The 10,962-nt window shown below is 68.1% G+C and carries 15 protein-coding genes; 12 read left to right on the top strand and 3 right to left on the bottom strand.

All coding sequences use genetic code 11. The annotated features are described in order from the left end of the window. Nucleotides 1-227 precede the first annotated feature (227 nt). From ACFV4N_RS32525 to ACFV4N_RS32515, 3 genes are read right to left on the bottom strand one after another with little or no spacing between them, the layout of a single operon-like run. Complete coding sequence (locus tag ACFV4N_RS32525) at nucleotides 228-749, bottom strand: hypothetical protein (RefSeq protein WP_499676472.1); 522 nt, start codon at nucleotides 747-749, stop codon at nucleotides 228-230. Nucleotides 750-779: 30 nt separating this feature from the next. Then, on the bottom strand, nucleotides 780-1,538 hold the full coding sequence (locus tag ACFV4N_RS32520) for a protein phosphatase 2C domain-containing protein (protein WP_499676471.1): 759 nt from the start codon (nucleotides 1,536-1,538) through the stop codon (nucleotides 780-782). Between the two features lie 9 nt (nucleotides 1,539-1,547). Next, on the bottom strand, nucleotides 1,548-2,318 hold the full coding sequence (locus ACFV4N_RS32515) for a GntR family transcriptional regulator (RefSeq protein WP_499676470.1): 771 nt from the start codon (nucleotides 2,316-2,318) through the stop codon (nucleotides 1,548-1,550). A 116-nt stretch (nucleotides 2,319-2,434) separates the two neighbouring features. Between ACFV4N_RS32515 and ACFV4N_RS32510 the strand changes: the two genes are divergently transcribed. From ACFV4N_RS32510 to ACFV4N_RS32455, 12 genes are all read left to right on the top strand, one after another. Beyond that, nucleotides 2,435-2,821 (top strand): hypothetical protein, encoded by a 387-nt coding sequence (locus tag ACFV4N_RS32510; protein ID WP_499676469.1) that lies wholly within the window; start codon nucleotides 2,435-2,437, stop codon nucleotides 2,819-2,821. Continuing rightward, complete coding sequence (locus ACFV4N_RS32505; protein WP_499676468.1) at nucleotides 2,821-3,288, top strand: DUF3307 domain-containing protein; 468 nt, start codon at nucleotides 2,821-2,823, stop codon at nucleotides 3,286-3,288. The genes ACFV4N_RS32510 and ACFV4N_RS32505 overlap by 1 nt, the downstream gene beginning before the upstream one ends. After that, nucleotides 3,288-3,728 (top strand): hypothetical protein, encoded by a 441-nt coding sequence (locus ACFV4N_RS32500; protein ID WP_499676467.1) that lies wholly within the window; start codon nucleotides 3,288-3,290, stop codon nucleotides 3,726-3,728. The genes ACFV4N_RS32505 and ACFV4N_RS32500 overlap by 1 nt, the downstream gene beginning before the upstream one ends. Before the next feature lies 1 nt (nucleotide 3,729). Further along, a complete protein-coding gene (locus tag ACFV4N_RS32495) occupies nucleotides 3,730-4,092 on the top strand; it encodes an RRQRL motif-containing zinc-binding protein (protein WP_499676466.1) in 363 nt (120 codons plus the stop codon). 120 nt (nucleotides 4,093-4,212) lie between these two features. Then, complete coding sequence (locus ACFV4N_RS32490) at nucleotides 4,213-4,677, top strand: NUDIX domain-containing protein (protein ID WP_499676465.1); 465 nt, start codon at nucleotides 4,213-4,215, stop codon at nucleotides 4,675-4,677. Between the two features lie 28 nt (nucleotides 4,678-4,705). Then, on the top strand, nucleotides 4,706-4,873 hold the full coding sequence (locus ACFV4N_RS32485; protein ID WP_499676464.1) for a hypothetical protein: 168 nt from the start codon (nucleotides 4,706-4,708) through the stop codon (nucleotides 4,871-4,873). 96 nt (nucleotides 4,874-4,969) lie between these two features. Continuing rightward, nucleotides 4,970-5,164: a hypothetical protein gene (locus ACFV4N_RS32480; protein WP_499676463.1), complete on the top strand. Its 195-nt coding sequence runs from the start codon at nucleotides 4,970-4,972 to the stop codon at nucleotides 5,162-5,164. Beyond that, nucleotides 5,161-5,424 (top strand): hypothetical protein, encoded by a 264-nt coding sequence (locus ACFV4N_RS32475; RefSeq protein ID WP_499676462.1) that lies wholly within the window; start codon nucleotides 5,161-5,163, stop codon nucleotides 5,422-5,424. The genes ACFV4N_RS32480 and ACFV4N_RS32475 overlap by 4 nt, the downstream gene beginning before the upstream one ends. Beyond that, entirely contained in the window at nucleotides 5,421-6,548 is a 1,128-nt protein-coding gene (locus ACFV4N_RS32470) for a hypothetical protein (protein WP_499676461.1), read from the top strand. Before ACFV4N_RS32475 ends, ACFV4N_RS32470 begins: the two co-directional genes overlap by 4 nt. Nucleotides 6,549-6,552: 4 nt before the next feature. Next, complete coding sequence (locus tag ACFV4N_RS32465) at nucleotides 6,553-8,805, top strand: FtsK/SpoIIIE domain-containing protein (protein WP_499676460.1); 2,253 nt, start codon at nucleotides 6,553-6,555, stop codon at nucleotides 8,803-8,805. 314 nt (nucleotides 8,806-9,119) lie between these two features. Continuing rightward, entirely contained in the window at nucleotides 9,120-9,281 is a 162-nt protein-coding gene (locus tag ACFV4N_RS32460; RefSeq protein ID WP_499676459.1) for a hypothetical protein, read from the top strand. 55 nt (nucleotides 9,282-9,336) lie between these two features. Then, nucleotides 9,337-10,917 (top strand): hypothetical protein, encoded by a 1,581-nt coding sequence (locus tag ACFV4N_RS32455; RefSeq protein ID WP_499676458.1) that lies wholly within the window; start codon nucleotides 9,337-9,339, stop codon nucleotides 10,915-10,917. Nucleotides 10,918-10,962 lie beyond the last annotated feature (45 nt).

Genomic DNA, 10,962 nt, shown 5'->3' with positions numbered 1-10,962 from the left:
TTTTTATTCTGGCGTTGTGTGTTTTTTTTTTTTTTTACGCTCGTGTTTTCAACAACCCCCTCCCGGCGCCAACCCCCCAACCTGGTGGCCGTCCAGCGCCCCCCGGCGGCCGGGCGGGGGGGGCCCCCCCCCCACGGCACCGTCAAGCGCGGCACGCTTGCCTCCATCGTGCGCCAGGCCGGGCTGACAGCCACGGAGTTCCTAGCCTTTGGAAACGCACTACTGAGCTAGTAGACGTCACCGTTCCTTTTAGGTTGGCGAGGCATTCCCGTTTCGGCGGCTTCAAGGTTCCAAATAAGGTTGAGTACGTCCGCTGCTGCGTTTTTCAGCTCTATGGCCGTGCGACGTATTTGACTTACCGAGAGTCGGCGTGACCGTTTGTTTGCGTTCGAGTTCCTTCGAAATGCGGTAAGTTTTGCATCACCTTCGAGTGAAAGCCATGACCCTGCATGTATTATGTGGTCACGCTCGTCCTTTAGGTGGCGCATCCTGCTACGAAGTTCTGCCCATTCATTAAAATCTTCCCGTTGCGAGTAAGGGCTCCCCTTCAGTTCTTTGTCCAATCGGATTATCAGGTCGCCGAGTGATGGACCTCCTGAAGTAACGTCGCCGTGAAACATCACCATGGAGTTAATCGCGTTCTCTAGAGCCATTTCCAAGTATGAGCTGTTTATTGCCACAGTGCCGATGGCGTCGTTCAGGGCGCGCGGGTGATCTTCCGGGAGAACCCAGTGGGAATCTGAATTCATCTGTGCCTCGCTCTCCGGGATGTGGTTAATCTATCGATTGAACTCCACCAGGACGGCCGTTGCGTCGTCATGTCGCTTGCGCGTGCGGCCGTCATCAATTGTAACGCCTTTTGTTTCGATCTCGCGAGTCTGTGCAATCAGAGCACTTGGGCCTTCTTTGGATAGAACTTTAAATAGTTGCTCCCAGGACATCTGTCCGAAAAGGTCTACCAGTCTGCTGGCTCCATCAGTCAGCAAAGCAGCCGCATCAACCAGCGAGGCGTCTATGGAGCCGTACACGGCTTCGTATGCAGCTTCTGGCATGGTGCTGGCGACGTAGTAGCCGCCAGGCTTGTTTTGGACGGCAATTACGGCTTCGTAGGAGTAATCCGTCAGGTTTGCCATTCTGTCGTCCGTAATTGCTTGAACGTTGCTGCCACATCGAAGAAGCAGTGGTGAATCGGCTAGAACGAGGTAATCTAGCTTATCTTGATTTCGACGCAGGATGGTTACAGTTGAAGACGGGCTATCAGGATTAGAAAGATCGCAAGTTGTCTCATGAGCTGAGCGAGTAAAAAATATAGACTCCGAGAGTGCGTCAGTTAGCGGCATGGTTGAACTGATGGACAGCCGTCTTGCGAGTTGTCCGGCGAGGTGATGGACCACCCACGGCACGTCATGTATGCATCCATTTTCGTCGGGTCGCAAGGCTGTTGCACCATCAAACACCATAACCCAGTCAAGCCCAGATACTGCGTAATCGTCATTGGCTCGACCTGGCGTAGATTCACTACCCATGGTTACGCGCATGTATCCGCCTTAATCGGGAATGGGGAAACGGTAGCGAAAGGATGCCATATCGCCTGCAATTACGGAGTGCATTACTTCAAGAGGTTTGCCCGCATCGTCGTAGACGGTGCGTATCAACTCCAGTACGGGTGTGCCGGGCTGCAATTGCAGCGTTACTGACTCAGGTCCTGTGGGCATCCTCGTAGACAAATCTTCGGCGATTTCTGCCAAGCGATATCCCTTTTCTTCGAGTCGTGCAAAGCCTCCTCCCGGACCAGTGTCCTGTTTCATGATCGCGGTATCTCGGACAACATCCAATTCGTAATAGCTGTCAGCGAGCTGATTTGGTTTTCCGTCTGCGTACGTTGTTCTGCGACGAACCCACACCGGTGTACCGACTTCGACGCCGAGCCGTTCGGCCACTGCTGAAGGGGCGGGTACCTCCTCTAGTGCCCTAATTTGCTGATCGACTACTGCATTTGACCTATTCGTTGATGCGGCAAGAACCGTCTTGCCGCCTTGCCAAAGACTGCGCGAGTAGCGTTCCATGCCATGTCGCTGCACGATTGATCGAGACCGGACGAAGGTTCCCGTTCCTTGCATGGTCACGATCAACCCCTGCTGCTTCAACAGGTCAACTGCTTTCCTGATGACCGCAAGAGAGCACTTATAGATCTTGGCTAGATCATCGAAGGAGGGCAGTCTGTGGCCGCTGGGCCACTCTCCGCTTTCGATCTTGAGTCGCACGTCGTCGGCTACCTGCACCTGCAACGGCCGTGCGTCTGTGAAGCCGCTCGTCATGCTCAAAGTCTAGTGCAGGTCTGTATGCAGACCTCCTTGACACGTGCTGCACGCCACTCCTAAGGTCTGCATACAGACCGGCTGACAAGCAGACCGGCGAACCGATTGGAGCAGGCATGACCAGCATGGATGTCTTTCCTGACGGACTGACCCCGGCCGCTCTGCGGCTGTTGGACGCGCAGGTGTCGGTAGAGATCGCGTTGGGTGAGCCGACGTCGGGGCTGTTGGACGGGTCGGCGCGGGAGCGTCGTAACCGGCGGATCCTGGCCCGTGCGTTGGCGGGGATCACGCCGAAGTACGGCAGCGTGAGCGTCGAGCAGGCCGCGGCCGAGCTGGAGGACGCGGAGCGGTCGGTGCGACCGGCGCCGGTGGTCCTGGCGTTGCCGACGCCGGTGTTCGGCACGAGCAAGGGCAAGGGCCGTAAGGCGCGTCGCAACGCCGCCCGCAACGCCGCGCGTCGTGCTGCGAAGCGGGCCGCGTCGATGTCGGGTCGGGTGGCGTGATGCAGCTCGACACGTTGGCCACGGCCGTGACGTTCGCGGCAACGCTGCCCGCGCTGCTGGTGGCGCACAACGTCGCTGATCACTGGGTGCAGAGCGAGGCACAGGCCGCGCACAAGGGACAGCGGTCGCACGCGGGTCGGATGGCGTGTCTGCGGCACGTGGCCTCCTACACGCTGGTGACCGCCGGAACGGTGGCGCTGCTGTGGGCGCTGCTGGACCTGCCGATCACTCCGTTCGGGTTCGTTGCGGGACAGCTGGTGTCGGCGGTGACGCACTACTGGGCCGACCGGCGCCACACCCTGGCCAGGCTTGCCGCGCTGGTGGGCAAGGGCGGGTTCGTCGCCTTCGGCGCGCCCCGCCCCGGTCGGGACGACAACCCCTCGTTGGGGACCGGTGCGTACGCGTTGGACCAGTCGTGGCACTGGTTGTGGCTGGGTGTGGCTGCGCTGTTGACGGCGGTGGCGTGATGGCCGCGCCGGTGGAGGAGACGGTGGTGGTGGCCGCTCGGACCGGGGTGGCGGCGGCGCTGTTGGCCGAGCATGCGGACGCGCTGGCCGGGGTGTGCTCGGTGCACGTGCGGGTGTCCTGCGACCCGGTTGTGCCGGGGGTGTCGTTGCAGCTGTGGGATGCGTGCTGGAAGCGGTCGTTGGCGTTGATGGCGCGAGCCGGGGTGGCGTTGGGCCTGTCCGGGGTGCGGTTGGAGCCGATGTCGGGTTACGTGCGGGTCCGGGCAGTAGGCGAGGTGTCCACCACGGCGGGTGTTGCGTTGGTGGAGCTGTGGGATCACCTGACCGGGGACGCGATCGACCAGGCCGCTGCGCTGCTGGGGGTCGGGTTGTCCGTCGGTGAGGAGCCGGTGGAGGTGCCCGCGGAGCTGTTGGCCGGCCCGTTCGGGGTGCGGGTGTGACATGGCCGGTTTCCCGTGGGTGTGGGTGGAGTCGGTGCCCTGGGCCACCGGCACGGTGCTCACGCGCGGCACGTATGACGGGTTGCCGCTGCTGACCTGGGGCTGTGCCCCGCGCGACAGGCTCGCCACCCGTCGGCAGCTTCGGGCACGGGGTCTGCGGCCCGGTGGGGCCGACCCGGTGGCGGTGCTCTACGTCAAGCACCGGGCATCCGGGCGCCGCAACTTCGCCAACCTCTACCTGATCGCCACCGCCAAGCCGGTGCGGCCGATGACCCCAGCCCGCAGGGCCGCGCTGGACAAGGCCAACCGAGCGCGTGCATGCCGTGTCGCACAGCGTCGATGGACTGCCGCGCACGCGGCCTGACCATCCGCCGCATGTGGACCGTTGGGAATAAGCCCTTGCAGGACTGCCCTTTCGGGGACTCGCGGACTCCACATGCCCGGTCCCAAGATCACTGACCATCCGAAGGAAGCGAGAGTTGCTGTGAAGACCAATAACGCCTCCATTACCGCCGATGTGCTGCTGTTCGCCCCCGACGAGGCCGGGGTGTGGCGGGTGCTGCTGATCGAGCGCGGCCACGAGCCGTACGCGGGTCGGTGGGCGCTGCCCGGCGGCTACGTCGAGCCGTCCGAGACCTTCGCCGCCGCCGCCGTGCGCGAGCTGCACGAGGAGACCGGCGTCGCGTTCGAGGAATGGAGCCTGGACCAGGTCGGCGTCTACGACACCCCCGACCGCGACCCGCGGGGCCGTGTCGTGTCGGTGGCGTTCGCCGCGCTGCTGGACCACATGCCCGACGCCGTGGGCGGTGACGACGCCCGCCAGGCCCGCTGGTGGCCCGTAGCCGAGGTGCTGGCCATCGACTTCGGGCCGCTGGCCTTCGACCACGACCAGGTCCTGACCGACGCCATCGAGCTGTTTCTGGTTCAGGGCGTCACCCTCGCGCACTGACCCCTACCGACCTGAACGGAGCCGTGACATGGACCAACAGCCGTTGACCACCAAGGAAATCATCGCCCTGCTGCCCAAGGTGGGCGGACACAAGCTCTGCGCCTGCTGCGGCGACCGGCGCTCCACCACCACCAACGGCGGTGACGACGTCTGCGGTCCGTGCGACGTCTCGTTGCGCGCCGACGGCCTGTACTAGCCCCGCCCGGACCGGCGGCCACTCCGACCAAGAAGACGCCGCCGGTCCGGCCCATCACCCCGTCCCGCACGACTTCACGAGACAGGAACCCTCAGCATGTCGAACAACGCCCACCAGCGCGACCTGATCGACGAACGCTCCGGTGACCGCTTCGACCAGCCCGCCCCGTTCAGCCTGGTGACTCCGGTGGCGTGCGCCGACGGCTCCGCGCCGTCGTCGCAGCGTGGTCGCACGTGGGAGGACCTGGCCGCCTCCGGTCGCGTGCTGCGCCCCGCCGGCGGTGCCCGGTGACCGCCGTGCCCACCCCCGTGCTGCTGCTGACCGCCGCGCTCGCCCTGGTCGCGGTGATCGCGCTGTGGAAGCTGCTCATGGTCGCCGGGTTGATCGGCCTGGCCCAGTGGGCGGTGATCACCCAGGCCGAGGACCCCACCGCCGTCGTGGTCGTGGTCGGCGTGCCCGCCCTGGCCCTGGTGGCGCTGGCCCGCCGCGCCCGCCGCCCCTCGTTGTCCCGTCCCCCGCTGTACCTGCGCCGACAGGAGGTGTCCCGATGAGCACGACCGCCCTTCCGCTGCCCGGCCCCGACGAGTCCGACCCGTTCGCCGCGACCGTGGCCGAGCTGGAGCGCTACGTGGCCGCCGCCGCCCCGACCATCCCCGCGCAGGCCACCGCCCCGGCCGAGCCCATCGACCACGACCAGGACCAGGACCAGGCCGACGGCGAGGATCGGGGTGCGGGGGAGACGCGGCGGGTGCGGCGGCTGTCCGACGAGGTGGCCGAGGCGCATCGGTTGTTGGCGTTGCAGGGCGACACCGCGCCGCTGCTGGTGGACACCACGCGGGTGCGCCGGGCGCTCAAGCGCTCCCACGAGGCCGCCCGCCTGCACACCCTCGGGCAAAACCCGATGGCACGGGCGTGGCAGGCCGCCCGCGTGCGCCTGGTCCTCACCGTCACCGCCCTGGTGGCGCTGGTCGGCGCGCTGGCCTGGTCCACCACCGGCGTGCACCACACCCTGACCATCGGCGTGCCGCAGTTCACCGCGGCGTGGTGGGCCGCGTGGGCGGTGGAACCGGTCATCTCCGCCGTCCTGCTGGTGGTCGTGGGCGCGAAGGCGTTCCTGACCACCCGCGGCACCACCCTGTGCCACCCCCACCTGACCGCGGTGGAGTTCGGCGCGCTCGGGGTGACCCTGACGCTCAACGTCTGGCCCCACCTGCCGATCGTGGCCGACACCTTCGCGCCCATGACCCTGCTGGCCCACGCCATCGGCCCCCTGGTCGCCGTCGGCGCGGTCACCGTCCTGCCGATCATCTGGGACGGCTTCGCCAACCTCGACCACACCATCGGCACCCGCCCCGACACCCCGACCGTCCCACCGGCTACAGCCGACCCGATCCCCGCCCGCCCGGTGTCCGCCGCGCCCGCCGACACCCCGCCCGCCAGCGTCCCGGTGATCGCCGACCGCACCCCTGACACCCCGATCGTTCAGGCACAACTGTCCGCACGGGCGGCCGAACTGCTGCCCCGACTGCGCGCCGCCATCGCCGCCGGTGACCTGCCGCCCACCGCATCGGCCAGCGCCATTCGCGCCCACCTGCGCTGCGGCAGCGAGTACGCCCGCGAACTGCGCAACGCCGTCACCAACCCCACCCGACCGACCCGACCGGAAGCGAGGTGACCCGATGAGCACCACCGCCCACGACCACCACCACGACGACGACGAGAACCGCGCCAATGTGGTGCACCTGCCGGTGCGCCGCGCCGACACCACCCCCGACGCCACCCCGGACAAGGACGGGCTGGAGCCGGAGGGGGCGGTGGTGGGGGAGCTGCTGACCGAGGAGCAGTCGGCGGAGCTGGACCGGCGCATGGCCGCCGCGCGGGTACGCGAGGCCGCCGGCGCGGTGGTGCGGGTGGTGCGCACCGGTGCCACCCACGAGCGGACCCGCTCGGTGGCCCGTGCGGTGCGCCGCAACGCCGGATACGCGGTGGCCGGCGCGCGGATCCGGCGGGAGGAGCGCCGCGCCCGCCGCAAGCACCTGGACCTGGAGCAGGCCATCACCACCCTGCGGGTCAACGCGAAGTCTGCGGAGGACTTCCACGTGCTCAAGGAGTTGGAGGAGGTGTTGGAGCGGCGCCGGTCGGGGTCGGCGCAGCGTGGCCGTGAGCGGAGGTTGGAGCTGCTGCGCTGGTCGGGTGGCGCGGTGGTGCTGCTGGCCGGCGGGCACGTGGTGTTCCTCGGGGTCTCCGCCGCACAGACGGTGGTCGGCGCGGCGTCGCTGACCGACCGGTGGAACGACATGGTGGAGTTCTGGTCCACCGTGGCCGAGCTGTCCCCGGTGGGCGGCTACTGGTGGGCGTGGGCGCTGGTCGGGGCCGGTACGTGGGTGGCGCGCACCGTCCCGGTGGGGCGGGACCGGGGTGCGCTGCCGGTCTGGGCCGACGACGCCGGCGCGGCGGTGCCGGCCGACGGGCGCGACATCGTCGTGGACGAGTCCGCGGTGCTCTCCGCGCTGCGCTACCTGGGTGGGTTGCCGCTGCTCAAGCAGGCGTTCAAGCAGGGGTGGGGCAGCAGCATCACCCCGACCTGGCTGCAACTGCCCCACAAGGACGGGCACGGCGTGCGGATGCAGCTCGTGCTGCCGCGCGGGGTGCCGGTGGAGGAGATCGTCAAGCGCAAGACCACCTTCGCCCACAACCTCTCCCGCCTGCCGGTGGAGGTCTGGCCGTCGGAGCCCAAGGACCGGGCCGGGGTGCTGGACCTGTGGGTGGCCGACCCCGGCGCGCTGTCCGGGCCGGTGGGTCCGTGGCCGCTGCTGGCAGGCGACGGGCCGACGGACTTCTTCGCCTCCATCCCGGTGGGGGTCAACATCCGCGGCGAGGTCGTGCACGCGCTGCTGTTCGAGAAGAACTATGCCGCCGCCGGGATGATGGGCTCGGGCAAGTCGAGCCTGTTCATCACGCTGGTCGCCGGGGTGATCCTGGACCCGCTGGTGGAGGTGGACGTGTTCGTGCTGGCCGAGAACGCCGACTACGAACCGATGGCACCGCGGTTGCGGACCCTGCGCACCGGCGCGGACCGCGACACCATGACCGCCTGCCTGGACACCCTGCGCGCCCTCTACGACGAGTTGGGCGAGCGCGGCAAGGCCCTGCGTGAGCACAACGTGCGCAAGGTCGATCGCAAGACCGCCACCAAGGACCACCGGCTGCGCCCGCGCGTGGTGGTGATCGACGAGTGTCAGGCCCTGTTCATGGACGAAGAGTACGGGGAGACCGCCGCCGACCTGGTCACCAAGCTCATCAGCGCCGCCCGCAAGTACGGCATCGTGCTCATGTTCGCCACCCCGGAGGCCTCCACCGCCTCGCTGCCCCGCAAGATCATGGCGGTCACCTCGTGTAAGGCGTGCTTCGCCATCGGCGACCAGCAGTCCAACGACGCCATCCTCGGCACCGGCAGCTACAAGGCCGGCATCTCCGCGGTCAGCCTGGACCCCAAGACCGACGAGAGCGACGGCGACGTGGGCACCGCCATGGTGCGCGGCATCATGGCCAAGCCCGGCCTGCTCCGATCGTTCTATCTCACCCCCGCCGAACTGGCCGAGGTCACCGACCGCGCGATGGACCTGCGCGCCGGTCACGCCCCAGCGCCCACTGGCGACGACGGCACCCCTGACGAGGTGGACTTCCTGGCCGACCTCGCCCACGTGGTGGGCACCGACAAGCGGGTACGCACCGCCGTGGTGCTCTCCCGCCTGGTCGAGCACCGCCCCGACCACTACGGCGAGTGGACCTTCAAGACCCTGCGCCCCGCCCTGGACCAGGCCGGCGTGCCGGTGCGCAAGAGCGACGGCGACAGCGTCGTGCGCGCCGACGACATCACCGAAGCGCTCACCCTGCGTGAGCACTACGACGGCGACGACACCGCCGAGTAGCACCCGAATCCACCTCGAACACCTCGCGCGTCCGGCAGGGAAGCAGACAGGGAAGCACCGACGGGACAGGGAAAAATCCCTGAGCCCTTCCCTGACCCTGCTTCCCTGCCCCCACCAGCGACAACCCTGCACAGGGAAGATCAACAGTGTGCGGCTCTGACCAGCCGGAACCCCCGAAAACAACGGTCCAGCGTCCCTCCCGCACCCTTCCCTGACCCCACTCGACATCCCCGCGCCGACACCCCGCCACACCGTCCGCGCGTCACCCCCGCACACCCACACACCATCACACACGGTTACGAAAGAGGTCTGTCATGGCCAAGCCCATCGCGCACATCGGCACCCGTTCCCTGTGGGACGGCACCGTCCGCACCCTGTGCGGCGAGCTGTTCGACAGCAGCAGCAACCGCGTGTGGTTCCCGCGGCTGTCCGGCTACGACCGCTGCACCGCCTGCCTCGCCCGGCGCAACAAGTGACCGGGCCGCACCCAATCGGTCACCGCGAACTCCCAGCACAACAAGGGGACGTGACATGTGTCGAGCAGGCGGACGCCGCTGCCCCAACGCGGGCGGCCGGTCCACCCAGAACACCCGCAAAGCCGTTTCCCGCGCCCGTGCCGCCCTGCGCGCGGCCCGTGCCGCCGGGGATGGCGAGGCCATTGACGCCGCGCGGCAGCGGCTTGACGCCGCCCGTGCCGCCCACCGGGAAGCCAAGGCCGCCGGGCACCGGCACGACGCCGCCGGTCACGGCGGGGACGTGACAGCGGCCCGGGTGCTGCGCCTGCCCGCCGGCCAACCCTCGGCACGGCCGTTGGGGGACGGCTCGATGGGGGACACCGAACTGGTGACCTACCCGGACGGGACCCGGTTGGTGCGCAAGCGCAACGGATCCAAGGCCGAGGCCTGCGGCGCGGACCCGGTGAGGCTGACCGACGCCGAAGACCTCGCCCCCCACGTGATGGCCGCCGTCGGCCTGCCCTACGCCGCGGTGCACCGCACCGCCCCCGACGAAGTCCTCATGGAGTACGTCGAAGGCCGGTCCGGCACCCACCTCACCGGCGGCCGCCACGTACCCGACGACTACACCGACAGCCCTGACGGACGACTGCTCGGACTGCTCGACCACATCACCGCCAACCGCGACCGCAACTCCGACAACTGGATCCGGACCGACCAGGGCCGCCTGGTCGGCATCGACCACGGCGATGCGTTCAACGGCGACGTGTTCACCACCAGCCCGTTCGCCCGCACCCTCTACGACCACAGCGACCGCATCCCCACCCTGCGCGACAACAACGAGTTCAGCCCCGCCGACATGGACCGGCTCGGACGACGACTGCAAGCGCTGCGGCCGCAGTTCGAGCGGCGCGGCCGCGCCGACTGGCACGACGCCATGATGCGCCGCCACCGCGAAGTCGCCGCCCGCGCCACCGGCACCACCGACCTGATCACCGACCACACCACAGGTCGGGAAGGGGACGTGACCCCACCCACCACAACCGGTGCGCACGTGGGCGGTCACTACAACGTCGTCCACGGCACCGTTCACGGCACCGTCCACCAGTACGACGGGGACATCGTCCACGGCGACATCACCACCTACGTGAACCACGGCAGCAGCCGACCGGACACCGGCACGGACTGGCTCGACACCGACCGCGGCGCGATCCACCAGAGCCGCCACCACTACCACCGCGACCGGCACACCGTCACCGTCCACGGCCACCACATCCGCAACACCGGCAGCCACGACACCCCAGATCACGCGGGGGACGTGACCCCGCCGACGACGACCGGCGACACCACGAACCGATCGTCCACACAGGACATCCGCACCCACCGTCACGGAGGACTCGTGATCCGCAACACCAACAACGTCTCCGGCAACGCCCGCGTCGGCAGCCAGCACGACGTCTACTACGCCGACAGCCGCCCCGCCTCGCGCACCCGTCCCACCGCAGGTGAGGACAGGGACGTGACCGACCACGACCGCGACGACGACACCACCGCCGACGACCGGCGCGGCACCCGCAACACCGCCTCCGGCAACGACCACGTTGACCAGCAGATCGGCTTTACCGCCGCCGACCTGCGCCGACTGCGCCGACGCTGACCACCCCCGCATACGGGCTGGTCGCGCCGGGGACGTGACCAACCC

The sequence above is a fragment of the Actinosynnema sp. NPDC059797 genome (assembly GCF_042732085.1).
Lineage (GTDB): Bacteria > Actinomycetota > Actinomycetes > Mycobacteriales > Pseudonocardiaceae > Actinosynnema.
Note: the sequence above shows the minus strand (reverse complement) of the source record. Positions and strands in the feature narration are given on the sequence as shown.

Excerpts from the sequence above, each read along its gene's own strand:
- ACFV4N_RS32485 (WP_499676464.1), top strand. The coding sequence starts at position 4,706 with ATGGACCAACAGCCGTTGACCACCAAGGAAATCATCGCCCTGCTGCCC.
- ACFV4N_RS32520 (WP_499676471.1), bottom strand. The coding sequence starts at position 1,538 with ATGCGCGTAACCATGGGTAGTGAATCTACGCCAGGTCGAGCCAATGAC.
- ACFV4N_RS32505 (WP_499676468.1), top strand. The coding sequence starts at position 2,821 with ATGCAGCTCGACACGTTGGCCACGGCCGTGACGTTCGCGGCAACGCTG.
- ACFV4N_RS32480 (WP_499676463.1), top strand. The coding sequence starts at position 4,970 with ATGTCGAACAACGCCCACCAGCGCGACCTGATCGACGAACGCTCCGGT.
- ACFV4N_RS32515 (WP_499676470.1), bottom strand. The coding sequence starts at position 2,318 with ATGACGAGCGGCTTCACAGACGCACGGCCGTTGCAGGTGCAGGTAGCC.
- ACFV4N_RS32495 (WP_499676466.1), top strand. The coding sequence starts at position 3,730 with ATGGCCGGTTTCCCGTGGGTGTGGGTGGAGTCGGTGCCCTGGGCCACC.
- ACFV4N_RS32455 (WP_499676458.1), top strand. The coding sequence starts at position 9,337 with ATGTGTCGAGCAGGCGGACGCCGCTGCCCCAACGCGGGCGGCCGGTCC.
- ACFV4N_RS32465 (WP_499676460.1), top strand. The coding sequence starts at position 6,553 with ATGAGCACCACCGCCCACGACCACCACCACGACGACGACGAGAACCGC.
- ACFV4N_RS32525 (WP_499676472.1), bottom strand. The coding sequence starts at position 749 with ATGAATTCAGATTCCCACTGGGTTCTCCCGGAAGATCACCCGCGCGCC.
- ACFV4N_RS32470 (WP_499676461.1), top strand. The coding sequence starts at position 5,421 with ATGAGCACGACCGCCCTTCCGCTGCCCGGCCCCGACGAGTCCGACCCG.
- ACFV4N_RS32460 (WP_499676459.1), top strand. The coding sequence starts at position 9,120 with ATGGCCAAGCCCATCGCGCACATCGGCACCCGTTCCCTGTGGGACGGC.
- ACFV4N_RS32500 (WP_499676467.1), top strand. The coding sequence starts at position 3,288 with ATGGCCGCGCCGGTGGAGGAGACGGTGGTGGTGGCCGCTCGGACCGGG.
- ACFV4N_RS32510 (WP_499676469.1), top strand. The coding sequence starts at position 2,435 with ATGACCAGCATGGATGTCTTTCCTGACGGACTGACCCCGGCCGCTCTG.